The organism is Embleya sp. NPDC005971, assembly GCF_040629175.1.
Classification (GTDB): domain Bacteria; phylum Actinomycetota; class Actinomycetes; order Streptomycetales; family Streptomycetaceae; genus Embleya.
In genome coordinates this window covers 42525-69439 of record NZ_JBEXUX010000055.1, presented here as the reverse complement: position 1 = coordinate 69439, position 26915 = coordinate 42525, and the positions used below count along the sequence as shown (strand labels likewise).

Annotated in this window: 31 protein-coding genes; 11 read left to right on the top strand and 20 right to left on the bottom strand. The window is 71.0% G+C overall.

Features of this window, described 5'->3' with window-relative positions:
• Positions 1-422 precede the first annotated feature (422 nt).
• Positions 423-851, top strand: coding sequence for a PPOX class F420-dependent oxidoreductase (locus ABZ374_RS35770; RefSeq protein ID WP_360319350.1), 429 nt, complete (start codon positions 423-425; stop codon positions 849-851).
• Between the two features lie 663 nt (positions 852-1514).
• Here ABZ374_RS35770 and ABZ374_RS35765 read toward each other — a convergent pair.
• The 6 genes from ABZ374_RS35765 to ABZ374_RS35740 all read right to left on the bottom strand — a co-directional run bounded on the left by ABZ374_RS35765 (position 1515) and on the right by ABZ374_RS35740 (position 7427).
• Positions 1515-2816 (bottom strand): TQO small subunit DoxD, encoded by a 1302-nt coding sequence (locus ABZ374_RS35765; RefSeq protein ID WP_360319348.1) that lies wholly within the window; start codon positions 2814-2816, stop codon positions 1515-1517.
• A 96-nt stretch (positions 2817-2912) separates the two neighbouring features.
• Positions 2913-3890, bottom strand: coding sequence for a 23S rRNA (guanosine(2251)-2'-O)-methyltransferase RlmB (rlmB, locus tag ABZ374_RS35760; protein ID WP_360319346.1), 978 nt, complete (start codon positions 3888-3890; stop codon positions 2913-2915).
• A gap of 226 nt (positions 3891-4116) precedes the next feature.
• Positions 4117-5526 carry a cysteine--tRNA ligase gene (gene cysS, locus ABZ374_RS35755; protein ID WP_360319344.1) on the bottom strand — a complete coding sequence of 470 codons (1410 nt, stop codon included), beginning with the start codon at positions 5524-5526 and terminating at the stop codon, positions 4117-4119.
• A gap of 64 nt (positions 5527-5590) precedes the next feature.
• A complete protein-coding gene (ispF, locus tag ABZ374_RS35750; RefSeq protein WP_360319342.1) occupies positions 5591-6094 on the bottom strand; it encodes a 2-C-methyl-D-erythritol 2,4-cyclodiphosphate synthase in 504 nt (167 codons plus the stop codon).
• A complete protein-coding gene (gene ispD / locus ABZ374_RS35745; RefSeq protein ID WP_360319340.1) occupies positions 6084-6887 on the bottom strand; it encodes a 2-C-methyl-D-erythritol 4-phosphate cytidylyltransferase in 804 nt (267 codons plus the stop codon). The genes ispF and ispD overlap by 11 nt, the downstream gene beginning before the upstream one ends.
• 57 nt (positions 6888-6944) lie before the next feature.
• Positions 6945-7427, bottom strand: coding sequence for a CarD family transcriptional regulator (locus ABZ374_RS35740; protein ID WP_020552233.1), 483 nt, complete (start codon positions 7425-7427; stop codon positions 6945-6947).
• 387 nt (positions 7428-7814) lie between these two features.
• Between ABZ374_RS35740 and ABZ374_RS35735 the strand changes: the two genes are divergently transcribed.
• The gene (locus tag ABZ374_RS35735) at positions 7815-8519 is read left to right on the top strand and encodes a hypothetical protein (RefSeq protein WP_360319338.1); all 705 of its coding nucleotides are present in this window, start codon (positions 7815-7817) and stop codon (positions 8517-8519) included.
• Positions 8520-8631: 112 nt separating this feature from the next.
• On the opposite strand, the gene ABZ374_RS35730 is transcribed toward ABZ374_RS35735, so the two are convergent.
• The 5 genes from ABZ374_RS35730 to mshA form a co-directional block, all read right to left on the bottom strand.
• Positions 8632-9312, bottom strand: coding sequence for a response regulator transcription factor (locus ABZ374_RS35730; RefSeq protein ID WP_020552235.1), 681 nt, complete (start codon positions 9310-9312; stop codon positions 8632-8634).
• The gene (locus ABZ374_RS35725; RefSeq protein ID WP_360319336.1) at positions 9309-10499 is read right to left on the bottom strand and encodes an ATP-binding protein; all 1191 of its coding nucleotides are present in this window, start codon (positions 10497-10499) and stop codon (positions 9309-9311) included. The genes ABZ374_RS35730 and ABZ374_RS35725 overlap by 4 nt, the downstream gene beginning before the upstream one ends.
• 352 nt (positions 10500-10851) lie before the next feature.
• Positions 10852-11610 carry a phosphoglyceromutase gene (locus ABZ374_RS35720; RefSeq protein ID WP_360319334.1) on the bottom strand — a complete coding sequence of 253 codons (759 nt, stop codon included), beginning with the start codon at positions 11608-11610 and terminating at the stop codon, positions 10852-10854.
• 31 nt (positions 11611-11641) lie between these two features.
• Positions 11642-12154, bottom strand: coding sequence for a YbjN domain-containing protein (locus ABZ374_RS35715; RefSeq protein ID WP_360319364.1), 513 nt, complete (start codon positions 12152-12154; stop codon positions 11642-11644).
• 56 nt (positions 12155-12210) lie between these two features.
• The gene (gene mshA / locus ABZ374_RS35710; RefSeq protein WP_360319332.1) at positions 12211-13530 is read right to left on the bottom strand and encodes a D-inositol-3-phosphate glycosyltransferase; all 1320 of its coding nucleotides are present in this window, start codon (positions 13528-13530) and stop codon (positions 12211-12213) included.
• Between the two features lie 231 nt (positions 13531-13761).
• Here mshA and ABZ374_RS35705 point away from each other — a divergent pair, with 231 nt between their 5' ends.
• Positions 13762-14646, top strand: a complete 885-nt coding sequence (locus ABZ374_RS35705; RefSeq protein WP_360319330.1) for a class I SAM-dependent methyltransferase — start codon at positions 13762-13764, stop codon at positions 14644-14646.
• A gap of 288 nt (positions 14647-14934) precedes the next feature.
• Entirely contained in the window at positions 14935-16302 is a 1368-nt protein-coding gene (locus ABZ374_RS35700; RefSeq protein WP_360319328.1) for an NlpC/P60 family protein, read from the top strand.
• Positions 16303-16363: 61 nt separating this feature from the next.
• On the opposite strand, the gene ABZ374_RS35695 is transcribed toward ABZ374_RS35700, so the two are convergent.
• Entirely contained in the window at positions 16364-16879 is a 516-nt protein-coding gene (locus tag ABZ374_RS35695; RefSeq protein WP_360319326.1) for an O-acetyl-ADP-ribose deacetylase, read from the bottom strand.
• A 61-nt stretch (positions 16880-16940) separates the two neighbouring features.
• Here ABZ374_RS35695 and ABZ374_RS35690 point away from each other — a divergent pair, with 61 nt between their 5' ends.
• The 4 genes from ABZ374_RS35690 (at position 16941) to ABZ374_RS35675 (ending at position 20964) form a co-directional block, all read left to right on the top strand.
• Positions 16941-17405 (top strand): MarR family transcriptional regulator, encoded by a 465-nt coding sequence (locus ABZ374_RS35690; protein ID WP_360319324.1) that lies wholly within the window; start codon positions 16941-16943, stop codon positions 17403-17405.
• 132 nt (positions 17406-17537) lie between these two features.
• Positions 17538-18857 (top strand): SpoIIE family protein phosphatase, encoded by a 1320-nt coding sequence (locus ABZ374_RS35685; protein WP_360319322.1) that lies wholly within the window; start codon positions 17538-17540, stop codon positions 18855-18857.
• Positions 18854-20524 carry an ATP-binding protein gene (locus tag ABZ374_RS35680; protein WP_360319320.1) on the top strand — a complete coding sequence of 557 codons (1671 nt, stop codon included), beginning with the start codon at positions 18854-18856 and terminating at the stop codon, positions 20522-20524. The genes ABZ374_RS35685 and ABZ374_RS35680 overlap by 4 nt, the downstream gene beginning before the upstream one ends.
• Positions 20521-20964: a response regulator gene (locus ABZ374_RS35675; protein ID WP_360319318.1), complete on the top strand. Its 444-nt coding sequence runs from the start codon at positions 20521-20523 to the stop codon at positions 20962-20964. Before ABZ374_RS35680 ends, ABZ374_RS35675 begins: the two co-directional genes overlap by 4 nt.
• A 15-nt stretch (positions 20965-20979) precedes the next feature.
• Here ABZ374_RS35675 and ABZ374_RS35670 read toward each other — a convergent pair whose 3' ends face one another.
• From ABZ374_RS35670 to ABZ374_RS35655, 4 genes are all read right to left on the bottom strand, one after another.
• On the bottom strand, positions 20980-21300 hold the full coding sequence (locus tag ABZ374_RS35670) for a DUF2516 family protein (RefSeq protein WP_360319362.1): 321 nt from the start codon (positions 21298-21300) through the stop codon (positions 20980-20982).
• 142 nt (positions 21301-21442) lie between these two features.
• Entirely contained in the window at positions 21443-21940 is a 498-nt protein-coding gene (locus ABZ374_RS35665; RefSeq protein WP_360319316.1) for a hypothetical protein, read from the bottom strand.
• 12 nt (positions 21941-21952) lie between these two features.
• Complete coding sequence (locus tag ABZ374_RS35660; RefSeq protein ID WP_360319314.1) at positions 21953-22393, bottom strand: helix-turn-helix transcriptional regulator; 441 nt, start codon at positions 22391-22393, stop codon at positions 21953-21955.
• Positions 22394-22482: 89 nt separating this feature from the next.
• Positions 22483-23004, bottom strand: a complete 522-nt coding sequence (locus ABZ374_RS35655) for an ABC transporter substrate-binding protein (protein WP_360319312.1) — start codon at positions 23002-23004, stop codon at positions 22483-22485.
• An 82-nt stretch (positions 23005-23086) separates the two neighbouring features.
• Here ABZ374_RS35655 and dtd point away from each other — a divergent pair, with 82 nt between their 5' ends.
• Together dtd and ABZ374_RS35645 are read left to right on the top strand one after the other, a co-directional pair.
• Positions 23087-23512: a D-aminoacyl-tRNA deacylase gene (dtd, locus tag ABZ374_RS35650; RefSeq protein ID WP_360319310.1), complete on the top strand. Its 426-nt coding sequence runs from the start codon at positions 23087-23089 to the stop codon at positions 23510-23512.
• 125 nt (positions 23513-23637) lie between these two features.
• On the top strand, positions 23638-23826 hold the full coding sequence (locus ABZ374_RS35645) for a hypothetical protein (RefSeq protein WP_360319308.1): 189 nt from the start codon (positions 23638-23640) through the stop codon (positions 23824-23826).
• A 55-nt stretch (positions 23827-23881) separates the two neighbouring features.
• On the opposite strand, the gene ABZ374_RS35640 is transcribed toward ABZ374_RS35645, so the two are convergent.
• From ABZ374_RS35640 to ABZ374_RS35630, 3 genes are all read right to left on the bottom strand, one after another.
• On the bottom strand, positions 23882-24832 hold the full coding sequence (locus ABZ374_RS35640; protein ID WP_360319306.1) for a glycine cleavage T C-terminal barrel domain-containing protein: 951 nt from the start codon (positions 24830-24832) through the stop codon (positions 23882-23884).
• Positions 24833-24877: 45 nt separating this feature from the next.
• Positions 24878-25303, bottom strand: coding sequence for a Fur family transcriptional regulator (locus tag ABZ374_RS35635; RefSeq protein WP_360319304.1), 426 nt, complete (start codon positions 25301-25303; stop codon positions 24878-24880).
• A 75-nt stretch (positions 25304-25378) separates the two neighbouring features.
• Positions 25379-25894, bottom strand: a complete 516-nt coding sequence (locus ABZ374_RS35630; RefSeq protein WP_360319302.1) for an FABP family protein — start codon at positions 25892-25894, stop codon at positions 25379-25381.
• A 242-nt stretch (positions 25895-26136) separates the two neighbouring features.
• On the opposite strand from ABZ374_RS35630, the gene ABZ374_RS35625 reads away from it, so the two are divergent.
• Positions 26137-26499 carry a DsrE family protein gene (locus tag ABZ374_RS35625; RefSeq protein ID WP_360319300.1) on the top strand — a complete coding sequence of 121 codons (363 nt, stop codon included), beginning with the start codon at positions 26137-26139 and terminating at the stop codon, positions 26497-26499.
• A gap of 24 nt (positions 26500-26523) precedes the next feature.
• On the opposite strand, the gene ABZ374_RS35620 is transcribed toward ABZ374_RS35625, so the two are convergent.
• On the bottom strand, positions 26524-26847 hold the full coding sequence (locus ABZ374_RS35620; protein ID WP_360319298.1) for a multidrug efflux SMR transporter: 324 nt from the start codon (positions 26845-26847) through the stop codon (positions 26524-26526).
• Between the last annotated feature and the right edge of the window lie 68 nt (positions 26848-26915).

The window sequence follows — 26915 nt, the reverse complement described above, 5'->3', positions numbered from 1 at the left end:
CGTGACTTCGTGTCCCTTCGCTTCGCTACGGGCCACGAAGTCAACGTTTTGCGGCTCCGCCGCTCTCCGCGCTGCGCGCGTCGATCACCGGGGTGAGCCCAAGTCGGGGGCGCTGACGCGCCGGGGGTGGGGCGGGTGGGCGCGGGGCGCGAGGTTGTGGGGCCGGGTTGTGGGGGTGGCGGGTGGGGCGAGGTCGCAAGTACATCGGGGGTGGGGGGGACGAGGGCGGGGTGGGCGGGGCGAAGCGTGTCGCAGGTGGGGTGAACAGGTGGGCGGGCGGCGGGAGTAGGGCGGTTCGGGGGGCGGAGTCGGGGTGGTGGGCGAGGGTGTGACCTCACGAGGTGTCGTGTGGTGTGGTGGAGGGGTGGTCGTCGTGGGCGGGGCTACCGGGTTTCGGGGTGGTCAGGGGTGAGACTCGGGGGATGGAACGCATGACCGAGACTCAGTGGCGGGCTTTTCTCCTGGCCGGACCACGCACCGGGAAGCTCGCCACCGTACGGCCGGACGGCCGACCACATGTGGCCCCGATCTGGTTCGATCTCGACGATCGGGGCGAGACCGTCGAACTCGTCTTCAGCACGTTCGCGTCCTCGGTCAAGGGCCGCAACCTGGCCAACGATCCGCGCGTGAGCCTGTGCGTGGACGACGACCGACCGCCGTACGCCTACGTCGTGGTGGAGGGTGAGGCCCGAATCTCGGTCGACCCGGCCGACCTTCGGATCTGGCCGACTCGGATCGCCGCGCGCTATATGGGCACGGACAAGGTGGTCGACCGCGAGCCGATCGACGGCGAACAGGTCGTCCACGTGCACATCCACCACGTGGTCGCAGACCGGAACATCACCGGCTGAACCTTCGCGCCGGCACGCTTGCTGCGCTCACGACTTCGGCTCGGGCGTCCGGCCCGGCCCACGACCGCCGCTCACCGGCTGGCTGCGCTCATGACTTGGGCCCGGGGTGTCGGGCTCGGCCCGCGACCGCCGCCCACCTGCCCGCTCCGCTCACGACCCCGGCTCGGGCGTCGAGCCCAGCTTGCGACCGGGGACCACCGGCTCGCTCCGCTCGCGACCCCGCCCCAGATGTCGGACTCGGCGTGCGTTTCGCGCCGGCCCGCTCGCAACCTCGTCCCGGGCTTCCGGCCCGGCCCACGACCACTGCTCACCGGCTTGCTGCGCTCACGACTTCGGCCCGGGTCTCGGCGGAGCAAGGTCACGACCTCGCCCGGGGTGTCGGGCTCGGCCCGCAAACACCGCCCACCGGCTCGCTCCGCTCACGACCCGGACCAGGCGTCGGACCCGACTCACGGCCCGACCCGACCCGGCCCGCCGCAACCCGACCCGGACCACCCACTCGCCCCGCCCACGACTCAGGTCAGGTGGCGGGCCCGGCCCACGCCCCAGCCCGGCCCGGGCCGCCCCGCCCATCGCACCCGCGACCCGGGCCACCCACTCGCTCCGCTCACGACTCAGCCCCGCCCCAGCAAAGCACCCCAACAAACCTCACCCCAAGAAGCCTCACCCCAACAACCCACCCAGTGGCTTGCTCCCCGCCGGCTTCGGGGCCGTGCCCGGGGAGCCGGCCGGGGAGCCTGCCGGGCCGGGGGAGCCGGCGGACGGGGCGGAGGGGCGGGGTGCCTTGGTGCCGCTTTCGGGTGCGGGCGCCGTGCCCGTACCTGTGCCTGTGCCCGTTCCCGTGCTCGTGCCCGTGCCGGTCCTGGTCGTGGGCGAGGACGTGCTCGTCGGGCGCGGCGGGATCGGCGGTTGGGCGTTCTGGCCGGTGCCCGGCACCGGCGCCGCCGAGGGCTCGTTCACCGGCGGACGGAGCTGCGTGTCCACCGGGCCGCCGTGTTGCCCGGGCCCGGGAGCCACCGGGGCGGTGGAGGCGGCGGCGGGGCCCTCCCGGTCGCCGACCCGCCCGGTGTCCGACTCGTCGAGCTGCCGGTGACCGCCGCCGAGCAACGATCCCGCGAGCAGCGTCACGCCGACCCCCGCACAGGCCAGCATCGAGCCGTAGCCGAGCTTGCGCCGCCGGGCCCGCACGGGCGTGATGATCGGGCCGCGCCAGGTGCGCAGCGACAACCACGCGTCCGCCGAGTACATCGGCGCTCCCGCCAACGCCAGCGGGCTGAACGCGGCCAGGAACACCACGTAGGGCGCGTGATAGGGCGAGGAGCCGCTGCCCACCGCGATCAGTACGCCCAGCGACAACAACATGCCGAGCAGGCCCGCGAGCCGGGTCCACAACCCCAGCACGACCGCGAAGCCGACCACCACCTGTCCGAAGGCGAACAGCAGGCCCGCCCCGATCGCGTGATCGGCGGCCAGGTCCATCACCGACGGCGACAGGCTGCCCTCGCGCAGCACCCCGATCCGATGCCCGAACGAATCGGTCGAGCTCGGATCCAGGAAGCCCGGCGCGTAGAGCTTGCGCAACCCCTCGACGAGGAACGCCCCGCCCAGGAACAGCCGCAGCGGCAACAGCACCGTGCCGCCCTGGAGGGTGGCCCGGCGCCCGTGCCCGGGCATCGAGGTCGCGGTGCCGTCCCGCTCGCGCCCGGCGCCCGGCTCGCGACGCGCCGGCGGCACCCGCCGCCGGGGCATGTCGTCGCGGATCGCCGGCAGCCGCGCGGTGGCGTCGTCCGCCGGACCGCGCGCTCCGGGCACGGGGGCGCCGCCGGTCCGAGGGCCGGCGATCACCACCCGCAGGGTCTTGGTGGGGGTGGCGACCGACGCCGGATCGCCTGGATCGCGCACCGCCGGGGGCGAGGGCAACAGCCCGACAGCACCGCCGAAGCTGCCTTCCGTTCTGGTGTCCACGCATCAATAACCGTGCGAGGTCCCCCGAGGATGCGGCCCTTCGCGTATTACCCGATGCGGGCCCCGACCGCCCCCGTACGGCACTACACTGCGCGGCTACTCCGCGCGGCGCCTGGCCACCTCGTAGAGCACGATGCTCGCCGCGACACCGGCGTTGAGCGACTCGTTGCCGCCCGCCATCGGGATCCGCACGGTGATGTCGCAGGTCTCCTGGACCAGGCGACCCAGGCCCTTGCCCTCGGAACCGACGACCACCACGATCGGATCGGTCGCCGCCGCCAGCTCCTCCAGCGAGATGTCGCCGTCGGCGGCGAGGCCGACCACGGTCAGACCCGCCTTCTTGTACGCCTCCAGCGCGCGGGTGAGGTTGGCCGCCCGGGCCACCGGCACACGCGTGGCCGCACCCGCCGAGGACTTCCAGGCGCCCGCGGTCATCCCGGCCGCGCGCCGCTCCGGCACGACCACGCCGTGGCCGCCGAAGGCCGCCGCGGAGCGGATCACCGCGCCGAGGTTGCGCGGGTCGGTGACGCTGTCGAGCGCGACGATGATCGGCGTCTCGCCGCGGTCCTGCGCCTCGACCACCAGGTCGTCCGGATGCGCGTACTCGTACGGCGGCATCTGCAGGACCAGGCCCTGGTGGATCGCGCCGTCGGTCATCCGGTCCAGTTCGGGACGCGGGATCTCCATCAGCGGAATGCCCCGGACGTTGGCGATCTTCATCGCCTCGCGCACCCGGTCGTCGCTGTCGATGTACTGCGCGATGAACAACGAGGTGGCCGGCGCGTCCGCGCGCAGCACCTCGAGCACCGAGTTGCGACCCGCGACCAGCTCGTTCGAGCTCTTGCCCCCGCGCCCGGGACGACCGCCCGGGGCTCGCCGAGCGGCCGGTGCCGAGGCCTTGCGCTTGGCGGCGGCATTGGCCGCGCGCTGCTTGGCGTGCCCCTTGCGCATCTCCGCGGGCGGGGTGGGCCCCTTGCCCTTGAGCGCCCGGCGGCTGTGCCCACCAGTGCCGACCGAGGGCCCCTTCTTGCTTCCCTCGTTGCGCTTGTTACGGCGCTCCGTGTTGCCGGCCATGACGGGTACATCCCTTCGATTGCTTCAACAGCAGCGTTTTGCTTCACAACAACGTCGGCTTCGACGGCAACGTTGCCTCGACGGCAACATCCGCTTCGACAGCAGCGTTGCGTTCCCCGGTCGCCCCGGAGGGCAACCGCCACTACAACCGTACGGCCGGCCCGCCACCTCGTGGCGATCCGGCCGTGACGGCACGTTCTCGTCGGGCCCCGACGGGCCCTTCTACTCAGTCCCGGTGCAGCGTCCACCGGGGGCCGTTGGGGGTGTCCTCGACCACGATCCCGGCCGCCGTGAGGCTGTCCCGGACCGCGTCCGCCGCGGCGTAGTCCTTGCGGGCCCGCGCCGCCTCGCGTTGCTGGAGGGCGAGCTTGACCAGGTGGTCGACCACCCCGCGCAGCTCGTCCGAACGGCCGGCCGAGGCACCCGCCGTCCACTGCTCCGACAGCGGGTCCATGCCGAGCACGCCCAGCATCGCCCGGATGTCCGCCGCGTGCCGCACGACGGCGTCCTTGTCGCCCGCCGCCAGCGCGGTGTTGCCGTCGCGCACGGTGTTGTGCACGACCGCCATCGCCTGCGGCACACCCAGGTCGTCGTCCATCGCCGCCGCGAACGCCGCCGGCACCTCCGCCGCCGGTTCGATCACCCCGGTCTGCTCGCCCGCGCGTTCCAGGAAACCCTCGATCCGCCCGAACGAGACCTCGGCCTCGCGCAGGGCCTCCCTGCTGTACTCGATCATCGACCGGTAGTGCGGGGTGGCCAGGTAGTACCGCAGGACCAGCGGGGACCACTGCTTGAGCATCTCCGTCACGAGCACGGAGTTGCCGAGCGACTTGCTCATCTTCTCACCGCTGAGGGTGACCCAGGCGTTGTGCATCCAATAGTTGGCGAACGGGTCGCCCACCGCCTTGGACTGGGCGATCTCGTTCTCGTGGTGCGGGAACACCAGATCGAGCCCGCCGCCGTGGATGTCGAACGCCGGCCCGAGGTACTTGTGCGCCATCGCGGAGCACTCCAGGTGCCACCCCGGACGACCCTGCCCCCACGGCGCATCCCACGAGGGCTCGCCGGCCTTGGCCGACTTCCACAGCGCGAAGTCGCGCCGGTCGCGCTTGCCCGCCGCCCCCGCTCCGGCGTCCTCCGCCTCGCGCATCGCGTCCGGCTTCTGGCCGGAGAGCGCGCCGTAGGCGGGGAAAGAGGACACGTCGAAGTAGACGTCGCCACCGGAGGGGTAGGCGTGCCCGGTCGCGATCAGCCGCTCCATCATCGCGATCATCTCGGGGATGTGCCCGGTCGCCCGCGGCTCCACCGTCGAGGGCAGGCAGCCGAGCGCGGCGTAGGCGTCCGCGAAGGCGCGCTCGTTGGTCTGGGCGACCTGCCAGTACGGAATCTCCTGCGCGCAGGACTTCGCGATGATCTTGTCGTCGATGTCCGTGACGTTGCGGCAGAACACGACGTCGTTGCCGCGGTGGGCGAACCACCGGCGCAGCACGTCGAAGTTCAGCCCCGATCGGATGTGCCCGATGTGCGGCGGCGCCTGCACGGTGGCACCACACAAGTAGATCGAGACCTGTCCCTCGACAAGCGGCACGAAGTCCCGGACCGTGCGGGTGCTGGTGTCGTACAGGCGCATGCTCACACGCGCAAGCTTAGAGCGTCGGGGCGGCGTGGCGTTCACCGTTATCCCTCGCTTCGGGCAACGATCATCGCCCGGTCGCCACCACCAACGCGGTGGCGATCGCGGCCACTCCCTCGGCCCGCCCGGTCAGCCCGAGCCCGTCGGTGGTGGTACCCGACACCGATACCGGCGCGCCGACCGCGGCGGACAGCGCGGCCTCGGCCTCGGCCCGACGCCGGCCCACCTTCGGTCGCACGCCGATCACCTGCACCGCGACGTTGCCGATCTCGAACCCGGCCGCGCGCACCAGTCGCGCCGCCTCGGTCAACAGGGTCACCCCGGACGCCCCCGACCACTGCGGCCGTGAAGTGCCGAAGTGCGCGCCCAGGTCGCCGATTCCGGCCGCCGAGAACAACGCGTCGCACGCGGCGTGCGCGGCCACGTCGGCGTCCGAGTGTCCGGCCAGCCCGGTTTCCCCGGGCCAGTGCAGACCGGCCACCCACAACTCGCGGCCCTCCGCGAAGGCGTGCACGTCCACCCCGATCCCGGTGCGGGGCAGCACGACCGGGGGTGTGTGTTCACCGGACAACGTCGATCTCCGTACTCTCCGCGCCGCTCGCCGACCCCGCCGACTCCGCCGCTTCCGCACGACGTGCCAACAGCGCACCGGCGAGCAGCAGATCGAACGGGCGGGTCACCTTGAACGCCTCTTCGGATCCGGGCACCACCACGACCGTGCCGCCGAGGCGCTCGACCATGCCCGCGTCGTCGGTCGCGCCCTCGCCACCGAACCCGCCGGCCTCGGCGTGCGCGCGCACCAACACGGCCCGTCGAAAGCCCTGCGGGGTCTGTACGGCGCGCAGCAGCGACCGGTCGACCGTGCGGACCACCGTCTCCGCACCCTCGACCGAGGAAACCTCTTTGACCGTGTCCACCACGGGCAACGCGGGCACCACCGCGTCGGCCCCCTCGGCGACGGCGGCGATCACCGCCTCCACCACCCGGGCCGGCACGAACGGCCGCGCGGCGTCGTGCACGAGCACGACGTCGTGATCGGGCGACACGGCGGCCAGCGCCAATCGCACCGATTCCTGGCGTGTCGCACCGCCCGCGACCACCCGAACGGGTGATTGTGCGGGCAAATGCGCACGCAAAAGATCCCGGACACCGGCGACACCGTCCGGCGGTGCGGCGACCACGACCGCGGTTACCCCGCGGGCGGCCAACAGCGACCGGACGGCGTGCACCAGCATCGGGATGTCCCCAAGCTCACGCAACGCCTTGGGCGCACCGGGACCCAGCCGTTCACCACGCCCTGCAGCGGGCACAAGGACCGCAGCGTTCAACGAAGTCCCCTCAAACCACCCGGGCGCCGACGCCATGTGGCGCCGACACCGCACCGGCGGATCCGTCCGTCACCGACGGGCGGATCCTACGGCTCAGGAGGCCAGAACCTCGTCGAGGATGGCCTCGGCCTTGTCCTCGTTCGTGTTCTCGGCGAGCGCCAACTCGCTCACCAAGATCTGCCGAGCCTTTGCCAGCATGCGCTTTTCGCCTGCCGACAGGCCGCGGTCACGCTCGCGGCGCCATAGATCGCGCACGACCTCCGCGACCTTGATAACGTCACCGGAAGCGAGCTTTTCCAAGTTCGCCTTGTAACGTCGTGACCAGTTCGTCGGTTCCTCGGTGTGCGGAGCGCGCAGCACCTCGAAGACGCGGTCGAGCCCTTCCTGGCCCACCACGTCCCGAACACCGACGAATTCCGCATTGTCCGCAGGCACGCGGACGGTCAAATCACCCTGGGCGACCTTCAACACCAGATAGGTCTTGTCCACACCCTTGATCGTGCGCTGCTCGATCGCCTCGATCAGCGCGGCCCCGTGATGGGGGTAGACCACGGTGTCGCCAACCTTGAACGTCATGTGACAGGTACCCCTTCCGTGGCTTTCTAGGGTAACACGGGACACGCCCCTACTGAATGACGTTTGCGCAGGTCAGAGCCTTAGTCGGGGCTTGACAACGGGCCAGTGGCCGTGCTGGGACAGGGAACCCCACACCCGCAGGACTCGAACAAATAGGACAAACAGCTCCTCCCGGTCGCGAGCCGAGCGCTCTCGGGCGACCCATATGTCACTGGGGCCCCATCAGTGCCGATCCCACGTTCGAGATCGGCACCCCGTCGCGACCCGATCGAAGCCGAGTGTCGGCGCGGTGAGCCGCGTACAAGTCGTCCGCCCGGGCTGAGTACGCTGTCCCCGGTCGTCCTGACCGGTTCCTCGATCCAAGATCATCAAGGAGATGCCGCCGCCGTGAGCCGCAGCCTTCGACGCGGCGCCCTCGCCGCCACCGTCGCCGTCGTCCTTCCTCTGGCCGCGGGCTGCGCCAGTGGCAAGGACGCCGAGACGAACGAGATCAAGCCCGACACCGCCAATGCGGCATTCGGCTCGCTCAAGATCCAGAACGTTCAGTTGGTGACGGGCGACCCGGGTAAGCACCTGGTCGCGCTCGGCGGTGCGCTGTTCAACGAGGGCACCAAGCCCGAGACGGTCACCAAGGTGACGGTCGACGGCGCGGGGCAGGCCCTGGGCGGTCCGCTGACCATCCCGGCCGGTGGCGCCGTATACATGGTCGACCCGCCCCAGGGCATGTCCAAGGACAGCCCGCAGGGCAGGGCCTACCTCGGTCCGCTGGTCTTCCCGAACGCGGACAAGGTGGAGGCCGGCTCGTTCCGCCGGGTGACCTTCGCGTTCGGTACCGCCGGCGAGACGTCGCTGGACGTGTCCGTGCACGCGCCCACGAGCTACTACGCGCAGCTCAAGCCGACCCCGGCGTTCACCCCGCCGCCGCCGGCCCCGCCCGCCCCGCCGACCCAGGCGGCGCCCACCACGGGAGCCCCCGCCACGGGGGCGCCCAACACGGGGGCGCCCGCCACGGGCGCGGCCAATGCCACGACGGGCAACGTCGGCAGCACCGGCACGCCGCGCAACGGTTCGTCGGCCCCGGCCGGCGGCTGAGCACACCCGGCACCCGCACGCCAGGCGGACACGACGGCGCCCGCGCCGCCCCGGAGAACGGGGGCGGCGCGGGCGCCGTCGTCGATCGGGGGGCGACACCGCCCCGGCCCGATCAGGGCTCGAACTTGTACCCGAGGCCACGCACCGTGACCAGGTAGCGCGGGGCGCCCGGGTCCGGCTCGATCTTGGCGCGCAGCCGCTTCACGTGCACGTCCAGCGTCTTGGTGTCGCCGACGTAGCCGACACCCCACACCCGGTCGATCAGTTGCATCCGGGTGAGCACCCGGCCCGCGTTGCGCAGCAACACTTCGAGCAGGTCGAACTCCTTGAGCGGGAGATCGATCCGCCGACCCTCCACGGTGACCCGATGCGCCTCCACGTCGAGTCGCACCGGCCCGGCCTCGATCGCCCGGGGCTCGTCGGTGGGTTCGCCGCCCTGGCGCCGCAGCACGGCGCGGATCCGGGCGATCAACTCGCGGGTGGAATACGGCTTGGTGACGTAGTCGTCGGCACCGATCTCCAGGCCGACGACCTTGTCCACCTCGCTGTCCTTGGCCGTCACCATGATGACCGGCACATTGGACTTGGCCCTGAGCCCGCGGAACACCTCGGTGCCGGGCAGGCCGGGCAACATCAGGTCGAGCAGCACCAGATCGGCGCCGCCTTGGTCGAACAGCTCCAGGGCCTCGGGTCCGGTGGCGGCGACGGCCACCTCGAAGCCTTCCTTGCGAAGCATGTACGACAGCGCGTCGCTGAAGGACTCTTCATCTTCGACGACGAGCACACGGGTCATCGGGAAGCCTCCATGGATGGGGTGGTCGATGTGATCGACATCGATTGAGAGGTACTGGACTTGAAGGGCAGCACCAGGGTGAAGGTGGATCCCACACCCTCCAGGCTGCGCACGGTTACCTCTCCCCCGTGGCCCGCCGCGATGTGCTTGACGATGGACAGGCCCAAGCCGGTACCGCCGGTGGCCCGCGAACGGGCCGGATCGACGCGGTAGAACCGCTCGAAAATACGATCCAGGTCGCGCTGGGGAATGCCCAGCCCCTGGTCGGAAACGGTGATGACGGCCATCCGCGCCTCGGCTCTGACCTCGATGTCGACCCTGGTCCGCGCGGGCGAATAGTTGACCGCGTTCTCGACCAGGTTGCCCAGTGCCATCACCAATTGATTGTGGTCTCCCGGCACGATCAGATCACGATCGCCGCCGATCGCCAGGGTGATCTGCTTGGATTCGGCGGCCTGTCGGCAGCGGTCGGCCGCCTCGGCCGCCAGCTCGTCGAGCGGCACCGGACCCACGTGGTGCAGCGGATGATCGTTCTGCACCCGGGACAGGTCGATCAGCTCCTGCACCAGATTGGTCAGCCGGGCCGACTCGATCTGCATGCGGCCCGCGAAGCGGATGATCGCCTCCGGGTCGTCGCTGGCGTCCATGACCGCCTCGGCCAGCAGCGACAGCGCACCGACCGGGGTCTTGAGCTCGTGGCTCACGTTGGCCACGAAGTCGCGCCGCACCGCGTCCACCCGCCGGGCCTCGGTCCGGTCCTCGACCAGCAGCAGCACCAGCCGCGATCCCAGCGGGGCGACCCGGGCTGACACCTCGAATTCGTGCGCCTCGCCGTCGGCACGGGCCAACAACAGGTCCCGTTGTCTTATCTCGCCGTCGCGTCTGGTCTCCTTCGCCATCGCGAGCAGATCGTCGGGCACCAGTTGGTCACCGCGGACCAGGCCGAATTTGTAGGCGGCCGAGCTCGCCTTCACCACGGTGTCGAACTCGTCCAGGACCACCGCCGAGGAGCGCAGCACCGACAACACGGTGGCCACGCCGGGCGGCAACGACGGGGCCGCGGCGGGTGCCGCGGCCGTGCCTCTGCCCTGGGCGCGCTCACTCCAGCGGAAGGCCAGGGTGCCGGCCACACCCACGGCCAATCCGGATACAGCGGCCAAAGCGGCAGCAGCAACGTTCACGTCCACATGTTCCAGGGTAGAGCTGCTCCGAACGGGTGAAACCGTCCAGAGGGTCCATCGTGCAGATCTTCATGTGTCGTTCATCCGTGCGCCACGCCTGTCACCGGTGATCGTTCGGAGGCCGTCATGCCCGACCCGCAGACCCCGCCCCAGCCGCAGGCCCCCACACCGGGCTGCAACTGCCCGTCCAGCTGCGGCTGCGGCTGTAAGTCCGGTTCCGCGTGCAATTGCGGGGGCAGTTGCGGTCGCTGAACCGGCGCTCGGGCCCACAGCCCGGCGCGTGCGGGGCGCCCGACCCCTTCCGTGACAGGTGGGCGCCCCGTACGAAGCCGACGGGTTGTTCACCCGATGTTCGGGTCTACTTGCGGCCCTGGTTCTTGACCGCCTCGATCGCGGCCGCCGCGGCCTCCGGGTCGAGGTAGCGCCCGCCCGGGGTGAGCGGGCGCAGGTGCGCGTCCAGCTCGTACAGCAGCGGGATGCCGGTGGGGATGTTCAGGCCCGCGATGTCCGCGTCCGAGATCTTGTCCAGGTGCTTGACCAGCGCGCGCAGCGAGTTGCCGTGCGCGGCGACCAGCACGGTGTCGCCACCGAGCAGATCCGGCACGATCGCGTCGTACCAGTACGGGAGCATGCGCTCGACGACGTCCTTGAGGCACTCGGTGCGCGGCCGGATCTCCTCCGGCAGCGACGCGTACCGGCGGTCGGCGAACTGCGAGTACTCGTCGTCGTCGGCGAGCGGCGGCGGCGGGGTGTCGTAGGAGCGGCGCCAGAGCATGAACTGCTCCTCGCCGAATTCCGCCAGGGTCTGCTTCTTGTCCTTGCCCTGGAGGGCGCCGTAGTGACGCTCGTTGAGCCGCCACGAGCGACGCACGGGCAGCCAGTTCAGGTCGGCCACGTCCAGCGCGAGCTGGGCGGTGCGGATCGCGCGGCGCTGGAGCGAGGTGTGCAGAACGTCCGGCAGCACGCCCGCGTCGAGCAGCAACTGCCCGCCGCGCGCGGCCTCCTTCTCACCCTTCTCGGTCAGGTCGACGTCGACCCAGCCGGTGAAGAGGTTCTTGGCGTTCCATTCGCTTTCGCCGTGGCGCAGAAGTACCAATTTGTACGGAGCATCAGCCATGGCAAGGAGCGTAATCCACCGGTGCGGCAGGCTATTGCCCGCGGTTCTCCGGGGCCGCGAAGCGGGCGAACGCCTCCAGATTGCGCAACGATTCACCGCGTTCGACGCGCCAGTCCCATTCGCGGCGGATCGAGGTGGCGAAGCCGATCTCCAGGAGGGTGTTGAAGCTGTCGTCGGCGGCCTGGAGCACGACGCCCAGGAGCCGGTCGACCTCGTCGGCGCCGACCGCGGCCAGCGGCAGCCGGCCGTTCAGGTAGACGTCGCCGAGCTTGTCGACGGCGAAGGCCACGCCGTACATCCGCACGTTGCGCTCCAGGAGCCAGCGGTAGAAGGCCGCGTGGTTCTCGTCCGCGTGCCGGACCACGAACGCGCTCAGCGCCAGGGTGTGCGCGCCCACGGTGAGGGCGAGCGCCGTCTTGAGCTTGCGGGTCCCGGGCAGCACCGCGACGAACGTGTTCGGCGCGGACTGCTCCCATTCGATGCCGGCGTCCCGCAGGGCCGCGCGGACGGTTTCCGCGGCCCGATCCTGTTCGGCTCCCACGATCCACCCATTCGTCTCGACACCCGGACCCGGTCCGGCGAACCGGACACGCCTCGACGCTACTGCCCGCCCACGACCCGTCCACGCGGGGCCGCGGCGCGAGCCAGCGTGTCGGCGTAGACCTCGGCCATCGAGGCCGCCGCCGAGGACCAGCCGAACGCCGCCGCGTGCCGGACCGCGCCGTCGGAGTAGTCCTCGCGCAACCGGGGGGCACGGATCAGGTCGCGCAGGGCCAGGCCGTAGTCCACCGGGTTGTGCCCGCGCACCAGGGTGCCGGAGACACCGTCGCGTACGGCGGTGGGCAGGCCGCCGACCGCCGCCGCGACCACGGGGGTGCCGCAGGCCTGGGCCTCGATGGCCACCAGACCGAAGGATTCGTTGTAGGAGGGCACCACCGCGACGGTGGCCGCGCGGTACCAGTCCGCCAGCACGTCCTGGCGGACCGGCCGCTGGAATCGGACCACGTCGTGGATGCCCAGCGTCGCGGCCAGCTTGTGCAGGTGCTCCGGCGCCGCCATGCCGTTGCCGCTGGGCCCGCCGACCACCGCGACCACGAGCGAGTCGCGCAGCGTGGGGTCGGCCTGCAACAGGTGGGCGATCGCGTACAGCAGCACGTCGGGGGCCTTGAGCGGCTGGATGCGTCCGGCGAACAGGATCACCGTGGCGTCCACCGGCACGCCCAGCCGGCGGCGCGCGTCGGCCATGTCACCGGGACGGAAGGTCTCCAGGTCCACCCCGGGGTTGACCACCGCGACCTGTTCGGGGGCCGCGTCGTAGAGGTCGATCAGTTGATCGGCCTCCTCGATCGTGTTGGCCACCAGCCGGTCGGCCGCCTCGACCACCTGGGACTCGCCGATCACCCGAGCCCGCGGCTCGGGGGCGTCGCCGCCGGCCAGCGAGGCGTTCTTGACCTTGGCCATCGTGTGCATGGTGTGCACGAGCGGCACGCCCCAGCGTTCCTTGGCCAGCCAGCCGACCTGGCCGGAAAGCCAGTAGTGCGAGTGCACCAGGTCGTAGTGCCCCGGGTCGCGCATCGCCTCGGTGCGCAGCACCCCGGAGGTGAACGCGCAGAGCTGGGCCGGCAGGTCCTCCTTGGACAGACCCTCGTACGGCCCGGCGGTCACGTGTCGGACCAGGACTCCCGGTGCCATCTCGACCACCGGCGGCAGGTCGCTGCCGGTGGCTCGGGTGAATATCTCCACCTCGATGCCGAGCGCGGCCAGCCGCTTGCTCAGTTCGACGATGTAGACGTTCATGCCACCGGCGTCGCCGGTGCCGGGTTGGTGCAGCGGGGAGGTGTGAACGCTCAGCGTCGCGATTCGACGAGGTGCCCCCCGGCGCGCTCCCAATGTGATCGCGCGCTGGACGTGGTGGCTCACTCGTTGACCTCCCAGGCCGGCCCCGTGTCGTGTTGTCGTCCGGTGTACAGAGCTACCACGTGTACACAGAGCTACTAGTCGTGCAGAGCTATTACCGATCGTGGACCGCCCGTCGCCTTCCTCGCGGCCCAACTCAAGAACCAACCCATCGGGGTCGGAGGGGATTCCCCGGCAAAGTGTGATCCGGACCGCTCGCGGGGGCGCGCGGGGGCCTTCCTCTACCCTGCGGGCATGGGTACGCGCGGCACGTCGGAATCGGGCACCCCGGGTGCGGGCGTCCGAGCCGCATCCCGGACGCGGCCCAGCGGGGTGATCACCCGAGGCACCACCAACGCGAATCGGCTGCGCCGGGTGGATCGGTGGTTGACCGGGGTGCACGGGGGGTTGTTGCGCGACGCGGCCGATCCGCTGGTGGTCGACGTCGGCTACGGCGCGTCGCCGGTGACCACGCTCGAAATGTTCCGCCGGTTGCGCACGGTGCGCGCCGACGTCGCGGTGGTGGGGTTCGAGATCGATCCGGAGCGGGTGGCCGCGGCGCTGCCGCATGCCGAGGACGGGTTGCGCTTCGCTCGCGGCGGCTTCGAGGTGCCGCTGCCGGCCGGCCGTTCGGCGACCGCGATCCGGGCGTTCAACGTGCTCCGGCAGTACGACGAGGACGCGGTGCCGGCGGCCTGGGCCCGGATGTGTGCGCGGCTGGCCCCGGCGGGGGTGCTCGTCGAGGGCACCTGTGACGAGTTGGGTCGGCGCGCGGTGTGGCTGGGCATCGGGTCGGACGCGCGCCCGCGCACGGTCACCTTCGCCACCCGGCTGGCCGGCTTCGAACGGCCGTCCGAGCTGGCCGAGCGGCTGCCCAAGGCGTTGATCCACCGCAACGTGCCGGGCGAGCCGGTGCACGCGTTCCTGGCCGCGTTCGACCGGGCCTGGGATCTGCACGCGCCGCTGGCCGCGTTCGGCGCCCGGCAGCGCTGGCTCGCGGCGATCGAGACCCTGGCCCGGGACTGGCCGGTGTGCGACCGGCCGGGGCGGCGGCGGCAGGGCGAGGTGACCGTGGCGTGGTCCGCGGTGGCTCCGCGGCGGGCCGACATATCAATCGGCGCTGTTGATACATTCCGGTGACTCGTGTCCGATCCGGAACGGCACATGAAATCTTGAGCACACCGCGTTCACTTGACCGCGGTTCGGCTCGGCGTGTCGTCCGTTAATAGCTTGATTCGTCCGTTCCGATAACCGGACGATCACGAATTCTCCCCTGCCCATCGTCGCCGGAACATGCAAGGATCCGACGCTGAGTCGGTCCTTGGGAACTGCCGTCCCGAGAACACCGGTTCCGGTTCGAATCGACGTCGTCGGATGGAATCGGCCCATACGTCGCAGGCGAGCATCGAGTTCCGAAAGGGCGAAAGCATGGTGAAACTCGGGGGCCGAATCGGTCTGCGAACCCGGGCTGTGACCGCCTGCGGCGTGGCCCTGTTGTGTGCGGCCCTGTTCGCCGGCAACGCGTGGGCGGACCCGGGCGTCCCGCCCGTACCGCCCGTGCCGCCGGCCGCCAACACCGCGATCACGTCCGTGCAGGACCTGTTGGCCGCCCAGGCCCGGGTGCAGGAGTTGTACCGCCAGGCCGAGCAGGCCACCGAGCGCTTCAACGCCACCACCGAACAACTCGGTCGCACCCAGGTCAAGGTCAACGACGTGAACGCGGGCGTGGTGTGGGCCCGGCAGAACGTCGAGAAGGCCAAGGACGACCTGGGCCGGCTGGCCCGGCTGCAGTACACCACCCGCGGCATGGACCCGCTGCTCACCCTGATGTTGTCCGCGGACCCGCAGAACTTCCTGCGCGACGCGCCCGCGTACGAGCACATCTCGCAGACGCAGTTGGACACCATCACCCGGGCCAAGCAGGCCGAACTCCAGCTCACCGCGATGCAAAAGAGCGCGGACACCCAGCTCGCCGAGAGCCGTCGGCTGGAGCAGGAGGCCGCCGCCACCCGGACCGACATCCAGAACCGGATCACCGAGGCCGAGAAGATCCTGGCGGGCCTGACCCCCGAGCAACTCGCCGAACTGGCCCGGATGGAGGCCCTGTCCGCGGAGGCCGGCCAGGCCCAGCTCAACACCCTGATCGGCAAGCCGGACCAACAGACCACCGCCAAGGCCGCGTTGGCCATCGCGTTCGCGATCGACAAGATCGGCAAGCCCTACATCTGGGGCGGCGTGGGGCCCGTGGGCTACGACTGCTCCGGTCTGACCTCGAAGGCGTGGGCGTTCGCGGGCGTGCCGATCCGCCGCACCTCCCAGGAGCAGTGGGCCTCACTGCCGCGCGTGGCGGTCGCCGACATGCGCCCGGGCGACCTGATCGTCTACTACTCCGACGCCAGCCACATCGGCATGTACCTGGGCAACGGCAAGATCGTGCACGCGCCGCGGCCGGGCCGCACGATCACCGTGGCCAACGCCGGCTCGATGCCGATCCTGGGCGTGGTGCGTCCCGACGCGGGAGCGGGCACGGTGAACGCCCCGGCGATCCCCAACGTCCCGACCCCGCCGGTGACTCCCAAGCCGCCGGTGACCAAGCCCCCGGTCACCACGCCACCGGTGACCACGCCGCCCGTGACGACCCCGCCGGTGACCACGGCGCCGACCACCGAGCCGCCCAGCACGCCGCCGCCGAGTTCGAAGCCGCCCACCTCGACGCCGCCGTCGACCGGCACGCCGAACAACTCGACGTCGGGCTCCCCCTCGGGCAGTGCCAAGGCGAGCTCGACCGGCACCTGACGAGATCCGGACGCACGGGTGGGCCGGGCCTTCGGGTCCGGCCCACCCGTACGCCCGGGACCTACGGCGCCGCGACCGCCTGCTCGAACGCGACGTATGCCCGCGCCTCGAACAACACGAACCGCACCTCCGCCGCCCCGGACGGCGTCGCCCGCACGGTCTCGACCGCGATCCGCGCCGCGTCCTCCAGCGGCCAGCCGTAGGCACCCGCCGAGATCGCCGGAAACGCCACCGAGGTCGCCCCGAGGTCGTCCGCCACCCGCAGCGCCTCGCGGTAGCAGGACGTCAACAGCGCCGACCGGTCCTCGGTGTGGCTGTACACCGGACCCACCGTGTGCACGACCCACCGTGCCGGGAGCCGGCCCGCGGTGGTGGCCACCGCGGCGCCCGTCTTCAGGCCGCGGCCCAGTTCGGCCGCGCGCAGCGCCCGACACTCGGCCAGGATCTCCGGACCACCCTTGCGGTGGATCGCGCCGTCGACCCCGCCACCGCCCATCAGGGACGAATTCGCCGCGTTCACGATCGCGTCCACGTGCTGTTCGGTGATGTCGCCGCGGACCAACGTCATGCGTGTCATGGACGGCAGCCTGCCGGCCCGGACGTGGCGCGCCCACCGCATTTGCCGGCACAGTGGCCGGATGTCCGTGGCCCGAGGAGAAGGGGACCTATCCGCGGAGCTGCTCGATCGTGTGGACGCACTGTGCGAGTGGATGGCCGCGGTACGCACCCACGCACACGGCGAACTGATCGGCCGAGTGTCCCCGTCCCAACTGCGGGCCCTGCTCGTGATCGCCGGCCACGACGGCATCAACCTGAACATGTTGGCCGCCCGACTGCGGGCCATCCCGTCCTCGGCGAGCCGGTTGTGCGACCGCTTGGAGGGGGCCGGACTGCTGGTGCGCGAACTGAGCGCGACCGACCGCCGCGAGGTGGTGCTGCGGCTGGCGCCCGACGGGGTCGAGTTCGTGGCGGAGCTGCGCTCGGCTCGACGACAGGCCCTGGCCAAAGTCCTGATACATCTGGAGGCGGACGAGTTGGACTCGCTCGTGCGATCCCTGGCCGTACTGCGCGACGCGGCGCACCGAGCCCGCGGCCGGGACTAGGCCCTGTTCGGCGGATCGGGGTGGGGACGCGCGGCGTACGGTTACCCGCTCGCGCCCGGCCACGCTATCGTCCTTTTTCGATTGCCTAACGACAACGATTCGTGCGGCGACATCAATCCCGGAGGTGGTGGCGTGCGCCCCGCGTACGGCGAGGGCGGAGCGGTCGAACGGACCGGCTACCGCGCGGTACCGATGCCCGCCGCCCCGGTACCGGACCAGGCCGCCGCGCATCCGCTGCGTGTCCTGCTCATCGAGGACGACGCGGGGGACGCCTTCCTGGTCGAGGAACTGCTCGCCGACTCGCCGGATCCGATGGAGATCGTCTGGGCCCGGTCGATGGCCGAGGCCATGGTCAAGCTCGGCGAGGACATCGGCTGTGTCCTGCTGGATCTGGGCCTGCCCGACGCCGAGGGCCTCAACGGGCTGCACCGGCTGCTGCTGTTCGCGCCGCGCACCGCGGTGATCGTGCTCACCGGCCTGTCCGACGCCCATCGCGGCTCGGCCGCGGTGGCCGCCGGCGCCCAGGACTACCTGGTCAAGCAGGAGATCGACGGCTCGTTGTTGTCCCGGGCGATCCGCTACGCCCTGGAGCGCAAGCGAGCCGACGAGTCACAGCGCCGGCTGGTCGAGTCGGAGCTGCGCGCGCAGGAGAACGCGCGCCTGGAGCGCGGGCTGCTGCCCGCCCCGATCCTGCGCGACCCCTCGCTGGACTTCCGGGCGCGCTATCGCCCCGGGCGACAACGCGCGCTGCTCGGCGGAGACCTCTACGACGCGGTGCAGACCGCCGACGGGCGCGTGCACGTGATGATCGGCGACGTCTGCGGCCACGGCCCGGACGAGGCCGCCCTGGGGGTCAACCTGCGGATCGCCTGGCGCTCGCTGATCTTCGCCGGCCTCACCGGCGGCGAGCTGCTCAGCACGCTGGAGCGGATCTTCGAGCACGAGCGACGTTCGGACGAGATGTTCGCCACGTTGTGCATGACCATCATCGAGCCCGACCGGCGGCGCGGCCAGGTCTACCTCGCGGGCCATCCGGCCCCGCTCCTGCTCACGCCCAAGGGCATCGCGCCGCTGTCGGAGAGCGCCACCGGCCCCGCACTGGGCCTGTTCCCGGACGGCCGGTGGAGCTACGAGTCGATAGAGCTGGGCACGGACTGGTCGCTGCTCCTGTACACCGACGGGTTGATCGAGGGCCGGATCGGCCCGGGCCCGGAGCGGCTGGGCACCGACGGCCTGTTGCCGCTGATCGGCCGGCTGCTGGCGGCCGGTCGTTTCGGCTACGACCTGATCGATTCGGCGGTCGCCGCGGTGGAAGACCTGCACGGGGGCAGTCTCAACGACGACGTGGCGGTGTTGCTGCTGCGGCACGACCCGGATCGCCCGCTGTGCGGCGTGCCGGGTGGACAGCCGGTGTTGCCGGGCCAGACGACGGGTGAGGACGGTACGGCGTGAGCGAGCACCGGACGCGGGGGCGCCAGGGCGGACCACGCATGCGCCAGGTCGTCGGCCTGGGCCTGGGCCTGCTCGCGCTGGTGATCGTGATCTCCGCGGTGGTCGGCGCGCTGGCGATATCCCGGTTGAACGACTCGCGGCACACCGTGCTCGACCGCCTGGAACCGGCCGCCAACGCCGCGCTGCGGCTGGAGAACGCGCTGATCGACCAGGAGACCGGCGTCCGGGGCTGGATCATCAGCGGCGACCCGAGCTTCCGCGAGCCGTACACGCAGGCCCGGGTCGAGGAGGACCGGGCGTACGCGAGACTGGAGCGGCTGCTGCCGAACTCGGCCGAGGGAGAGCGGTTGCGCGCCGACCTGGCCGAGGTCAAGGCCCGGGCCGGGGCCTGGCGCGCGGCCTACGCGGAACCGGTCATCGCCAACCGCACCGCCACCGCCGCGGGCTCGTCGCCGGATCAGGGCAAGGCCCTGTTCGACGCGGTGCGCGAGGCGACCGCCGCCCAGCAGGCCGACCTGGGCCGCGAGCGGGCCCAGGCCCGGGACGAACTCTCCGACGACGCGACCATGTTGACCGCGACGCTGATCACTGTGGCGACGCTGTTCGCCGGGCTGGTGGTGCTGATAGCGCTGCTGTTCCGGCGCATGGTCACCCGGCCGCTGGAACATCTGGGCGAGCAGGTCCGCCAGGTCACCGAGGGTCGGTACGGCCAGGCGCTGACCGGCCGGGGCCCGGCCGAGATCATCGACCTGGCCCACGACGTGAACTCGATGCGCGAACGCATCGTGGAGGAGTTGCACAGCACCGAGGCGGCCCGGGTGCTGATCGACGAGCAGGCGGAGGATCTGCGCCGCTCCAACGCGGAGTTGGAACAGTTCGCCTATGTCGCCTCGCACGACCTGCAGGAGCCGCTGCGCAAGGTGGCCAGCTTCTGCCAGCTCCTGGAGAAGCGCTACCGAGGCCAACTGGACGAGCGCGCCGACCAGTACATCGCCTTCGCGGTGGACGGCGCCAAGCGCATGCAGACGCTGATCAACGACCTGCTCGCGTTCTCCCGGGTGGGCCGGTTGGACACCGAGCAGGGCGACGTCGACCTGCGGGAGTGCCTGGAGCACGCGTTGCAGGCGCTGGCCGTCGCACGCGAGGAGAGCGACGCGCGGATCACCGCGGACCCGCTGCCCACGGTGCCGGGCGACGGGCTGCTGCTGGGCCAGTTGGTCCAGAACCTGGTCGGCAACGCGATCAAGTTCCACGCCGAGGACGCGCCGCGCGTACATCTGGGCGCCCGTTGGGACGGCGAGCAGTGGGAGTTCTCCTGCGTCGACAACGGCATCGGGATCGAACCGCAGTACGCCGAGCGCATCTTCGTGATCTTCCAGCGGTTGCACCCCAAGGACGCCTACGGTGGCACCGGCATCGGCCTGGCGATGTGCAAGAAGATCGTCGAGTATCACGGTGGCCGAATCTGGCTGGACGCCGAGGGCACCGACGGCACCACGATCCGCTGGACCCTGCCCGGCCCGCCGCCCGATGCACCCCCGGGGCCGCGCGTATTGGCCCCGGCCCCGGAGGTACCGGAGCGCAGCCGGGATTCGCAACCGAACACGTCCGAACCGCAGTCCCAGGGACCGGCGGAAGAAGAAGCGGTACGAGGGAGCAACGCATGACCCACCCCGTCGCGGGAGCCATCGAGGTCTTGTTGGTCGAGGACGACCCGGGCGACGTGCTGATGACGCGCGAGGCGTTCGAGGACAACAAGGTCCGCAATTCGCTGCACGTGGTCAGCGACGGGGTCGAGGCGGTGGCGTTCCTGCGACGCGAGGGCGAGTACGCCGACGCGCCGCGCCCGGACCTGATCCTGTTGGACCTCAACCTGCCGCGCAAGGACGGCCGGGAGGTGCTGGAGGAGATCAAGGCGGACGAGGACCTGCGCCGGATCCCGGTGGTCGTGTTGACCACGTCCGAGGCCGAGGAGGACGTGCTGCGCAGCTACCACCTGCACGCGAACGCCTATGTCACCAAGCCGGTGGACTTCGAGCAGTTCATCAACGTGGTGCGGCACATCGACGAGTTCTTCGTCTCGGTGGTCAAGCTGCCGACCCGCTGAGCGCGCCGAGGCGGGTCACCAGGGGCCGTACGGTCCCATGTTGCGCCCGCCACCGCGACGGCCGGCGACGTCCTTGAGCGCGGGCCGCACGTCGACGAGGTAGACGATCGCCGCGACCAGGCCGGCGAGCATCAGGATCAGCCCCAGACCGATGGGCAGCACGTCGACCACGACCGCGATGCCGAGCACGATCAGCCAGAAGGACTTCTTCTTCTTGTCCGCGGCGCGGTACGCGTCCTCGCGCCGGAAGGCGGCGTCGAACAGGCAGAACACCTTGAGCAGCAGGATGCCGAGGAAGAGCCAGGTGAGCACCTGGTCGAACTTGGCCGTCAGCAGACCATCGGCCATGGCCAGTTCCATCGGTCCTCCTCTGCGCGGCCGCCGGGTGCCGCCACGTCGTGCGGGATTCCAGTCTGGCACGTCGGGTGCCACCTCGGGGGTTGCCGAGGCGGCACCCGGTGGATCGGTGTGCCCGGGGTCAGGCGTTCGCGCCGGCGGCCGGCTTGCCGGCGGAGTCGCCGACCTTGCGGGCGGCCTGCTCGACGGCGTCCGCCGCGGCGCCCGCGGCCTTGCCGGCGGCGGTGGCGGCGGACTTCGCCTGGGTCCGGGCGTTGGCGACGCCGCGCTTGGCCGCGGTCGTGGTGCCCTTGGCCTTGCTCTCGGTGGTGCGCACGGCCGCCTTGGCCTGCTTGGTGCTCTCCTGCCGGTCGACCCGCTTGACCAGTTTCTCGCCGCGGGCCGCCAGGTCGCCGTAGAGCTCCTTGGCCCGGTCCACCTGGGACTTGGCGAAGGTCTGGGTGCGGTCGGGCAGCGTCTGGAGGCGCTCGCGCAGCACCTTGGGGTCGGTGGTGACCTCGGCTCGGAAGCGGTCGGGCAGCTCCCGCAGCTTCTCCACCATCAGGTCGCCGGCACCGGCGACGGCGTACAGCGGGGTGCTGTCGGTCAAGGTCTTCTTCAGATCCGTGGCGATTGCCATGGTGTTCGGTTCCTAACTGCTGGAGATCGAGGTGTCGGTGGTGGCCCGGCCGGCCCTGCCGTTCTCGGTTTCGTCGGCGGCGCCCGGTTCGTCCCGCACGGCGCCGTCCTGTGCGTTCTCCTTGCGGAATGCCTCGTAGATCTCGATGAGGACCCGCTTCTGCCGGTCGTTGATCGCCGGGTCCGCCATGATCGCGGTGCGCACCTCACGGTCACCCTCCTCGCGTTCGTCGAGGATGCCCGCCTGTACGTAGAGCGTCTCGGCCGAGATCCGAAGCGCCTTGGCGATCTGTTGCAGAATCTCCGCGCTCGGCCGCCGCAAACCACGCTCGATCTGACTCAGATAGGGGTTCGAAACCCCGGCCGCCTCGGCGAGTTGCCGAAGCGAATATTGCGCGTTGCGGCGTTGCTCCCGGATGTACTCACCCAGCGAGCCGACGTTCAGACCAGCCATGGCCCCAGCATGCACACACCGTGCTTGCTATTGCAAGCACCCTGCTTGCAGTCGTATGCCTCACGGAGGCGTGTCCCGCGCCGAAGGGCTCATCGGCCCGACAGCAGGTCTTCCACCTTCGCCTCGCCCTCGCGGTAGCGACGGGTGATCTCGGCGGCACAGTCGTCGGCGGTGCGCTGCAGGCGATGCCGACGCGAGGACACCTCCTGCTCGTGGGTGCCGAGCTTGTCCAACGCCTCGCCCAGCTCCGCGTCGGTGTGCGCGGCCAGGTCGGACAGGCCCACGTCGGCGAGCAGTTGCTCGATCCAGCTCCGGTAGCGATCGGTGCGCGGCGGCTGGACGTTGACGTGTCGCGCGCCGCGGGTGGGCGGTCTGGACTCGGACAGGATCTCGGGCAGCCTGCCCACCACCGGCGAGGTCGGCTCGGCGCCGTCCCGGCCGGACCGACGGGCCAGCTCCGCACGCAGGATGTCGATCCGGCCCTGGAGCAGTCTCCGCAGATAGGACAGATCGTTCTCCTCGCGCTGGGCGTCCCGCATGAGTTCGCGAACCCGACTCAGCGTGAGTGCGCGGATGGCCTCCGGGGCCACTCCGTCGGGAAGATCCACCATGAGACGCATCGTGTCATGTCGGACAGACCACCGCGTGCCAATGCGGGGGAAGGGGGTCCGGACGGGTGTGCAGAATGGGGCCATGCGTGCCGTCCTGCAGGTCGTGACCGAAGCATCCGTGACCGTCGAGGGGGAGGTGGTCGGCTCGATCGTGGGCCCCGGGCTGTGTGTCCTGGTCGGCGTCACGCACACCGACACCCCCGAGATCGCCCGCCGGCTGGCCGCCAAGTTGTGGAGCCTGCGCGTCCTGGACGGCGAGAAGTCCTGCTCGGACCTGTCCGCGCCGCTGCTGGTGATCAGCCAGTTCACCCTGTACGGCGACGCCCGCAAGGGTCGCCGACCCACCTGGAACGAGGCCGCGCCGGGGCCGGTCGCCGAACCCCTGGTGGCCGAGGTGGTCGCCGCGCTGCGCGCGCTCGGTGCCGACGTGGCCACCGGCGTGTTCGGCGCCGACATGAAGGTCGCCCTCGTCAACGACGGCCCGATGACCCTCGTCGTGGACATGTGACGCGTGGGTTCGAGAACACGCCCCGACACGCCGGGATTCACCGGTTCCGGGGGTTCTCCCCATGTTCCCCGGGCGAACGGGGAAGGAGAATGGGCGTCGGGTACACCGACCGAAGGGGTTGGACCATGTCGCACCGCGGGCCGTACATCGCGGCCGGGATCGTCGTCGCCATCATCGCGCTGATCGTGCTGCCTTCGTGGATCGCCTGGACCATCGTGGCGGTCGCGATCGGCCTGCCGGTCGTCGCCTACTTCACCCTGGACCGCTCGCAGCGGCGGCGCCTGCACCGCGTCCGCCGCCGCGAGATCCGCTAGAGCGGGTCCGGGATTCGGCCCGGGGCCGGGACGAACCGACCCGCGAGCCCCGGGGTCACGCGGGGACCACGATCTCCTGGGTCGCCGGCACCCCGCCGGCCAGGAGTTCGGCGTCCACCGCGGTGTTGCGCTTGATCAGCGCCAGCGCGATCGGGCCGAGTTCGTGATGGCGCACCGCGCTGGTGACGAAGCCGACCTGCCGGCCCGCCAGTTCGACCGGTGCGCCGTGCTCGGGCAGCTTCTCCGGGGTGCCGTCCAGGTGCAGGAAGACCAGCCGGCGCGGCGGTCGACCCAGGTTGTGCACCCGCGCGACCGTTTCCTGGCCGCGGTAGCAGCCCTTGTCCAGGTGCACCGCGGTGTCGATCAGGCCCAGCTCGTGCACGATCGTGCGGTGGTCGGTCTCCAGGCCCAGCCGAGGCCGGTGCGCGGCGATCCGCAGCGCCTCGTAGGCCCACATGCCGGCCGGGTTCGGGTGCTCGCGCCCGTACCGCTCCAGTCGCTCGCGCGGCAGGAACAGCTCGCGCCCGTACCCGGTGTCGCGCACCGGCACGTCCTTGGGCGGGTCGCCGCCGTCGCCCGCCTCGTGCACGATCGCGAAATCGGCGGACACGTCCGCGACCTCGACCCGCAACATGAAGCGCATCCGGTCCAGGAACTCGACCAGGGCCGGTGCCTCGCCGGGCTCCAGGTGGGCCAGGAACGCCTCGCCGTCGTCCACGCCGTACAGCGCGTGCTCGATGTGTCCGTGCGGGCTCAGCACGAGCGTCAGCGTCGCCTCGTGCGGCTTCAGCCCGGTCAGGTGCTGCGTGGTCAGCGAGTGCAACCAGCTCAGCCGGTCCGGACCGCTCACCCTGATCACGTCACGGTGCGAGAGGTCGACGAAACCCTCGCCGGCCTCCAGCCGACGTTGTTCGCGCAGGGGGTCGCCGTAGTGCGCGGCGACGCCGGCGTCGGGGGCTTCCGCGGCGACCGCGCCGGGCAGGGACAACAAAGGACTCGTGGGCATACCCCCACAGTACGAGACCGGCCGGCCGGCGCGGTTGCCGCAGCCTCAGGGAACCCGGGCGGCGGTGCACTCGGCACAGCGGCCGAAGATCGCGAAGTGCGCGAGGTCGATGTCGAACCCGTGCTCGGCGCGCAGCCGCTCGCCCATCGCGGCGGCGACCTCGGTGCCCACCTCGATCACCCGCCGACAGTCCCGACAGACCAGGTGCAGATGGCCGCCGACGTCCGCCGGATGGTAGGTCGGCGCGCCGTGGCCCAGGTGGGTGTGGGTGACGAGGTCGAGCTGTTCGAGCAGTTCGAGGGTGCGGTAGACCGTCGAGATGTTGATCCCGCCGGCGGTCTTGTGCACCTCGACCAGGATCTCGTCCGGCGTCGCGTGGCCCAGGGTGTTCACCGCTTCGAGGACGAGTTGGCGCTGCGGCGTGAGCCGGTAGCCCTTCTCCCGAAGTTCGTGCTTCCAGTCAGTGCTCACGCACGGAAGTTTACGAGTGTGGACCGGCCTCCGGGCGACCGCGCGCGGTCGCGTCCGGTTCGGCGCGCTCGTGCGCTATTCGGCCGCGAGGTCCGCGTCGACGCGCTTGAGCTGGGCGGAGACGTGGGCCTGGAGCGGCCGGCCCATGGCGGCCATGTCGTACGCGTACATCAACTCGCCCTTGACCAGGCCGTACAGCCGGTGTCCGGCGGTGTACTCCTTCGCGTCTGCGGTGCGCGCGACCACGTCGGTGCGCATCTCCAGCCGCGGGCCGTCCACCTTGCCGAGCCAGATCTCCACGATCCCGGTGGGGTGGGCGAGCGTCACGTCGATCGAGCCGTCCAGCTTCGAGCGCCAGAAGCCGGTCTCGGTGGCCAGCGGACGCACCCGCTCACCCGCGTCGTCGAGCAGCCAGGTGCGCGACGTGTAGGTGAGGAACGGCTTGTTCGCGATGTAGCCGAAGGTGACCTGCTGGCCGAAGCGGAACGCCTCGATGGTCGGGTAGTCGCCGACACCGGCGCCTTCCCAGGTGCCGAGCAGGAACGCGAGCGGGACGGCGTCGAAGTGCAGGTCGTCCGGGATTTCGATCATGGTGGGGCAGCCGCTTCCGGGGTCGGGTACGGCGGATCAGCCTACCGGGCCCGCGCTCAGTTCTGGCCCTTGTACAGCTTGGACACGGTCAGCGCGGCGAACCACGCGACGAGGACGCCGACCAAGGCCATCATGGCAATGAAGAAGATGTGCATCGCCCGGGTGCTCCTCATGCTTCGTACGCGGTGGGCCAGGTCGACCTGGCCGGGTGCCAAACGGCCTCAGTGTATAGGCTGCGGGCCGTGAAGCGATCTCTCGTGGTCAAGGTCACCGCAGGTCAGGACGCGCCGGAGCGTTGCTCCCAGGCGTTCACGGTGGCGTCGGTGGCGCTCGCGTCGGGCGTGGACGTATCGCTGTGGCTCACCGGCGAGTCGTCCTGGTTCGCGCTGCCCGGGCGCGCCGCCGAGTTCGAACTGCCGCATGCCGCGCCGCTGCCGGATCTGCTCGACGCGCTGATCGCGGGCGGGCGGGTGACTCTGTGCACGCAGTGCGCGGCACGCCGGGAGATCACCGGCGACGACGTACTGCCCGGGATCCGGATCGCCGGTGCCCAGGTGTTCGTCCAGGAAGCGCTCGCGGACGGCGCCCAGGCGCTGGTCTACTGAGCGTTCGCCGGGGCGGACCGGGGGTCAGTGGCTAATCCCGGAGATGTTCAGGCCGATCACGCCGAGCAGGACCAGGCCGATCGAGATCAGCTTGAGCGGCGAGGAGCCCTCGTTCAGGAGCCAGATGCCCACGAGCGCGGTGCCCGCCGCGCCGATTCCGGTCCACACCGCGTACGCGGGGCCGACCTCCAGCGACTTGAGCGCGTAGGTGAGCAGCCCGAAGCTGCCCAGCGCACAGACCGCGAAGCCGATCGTGGGCCACAACCGGGTGAATCCGTGGCTTTGTTTGAGCATGATGGCGAAGCCGGTCTCCAGGACTCCCGCGATGATCACGATCACCCATGCCACGTGTTGCCTCCCGGCGTCGCGCGTTGCCGTCGGTGTCCCCGCACTCCGAAGGTTCTGCCCCCCGGCAG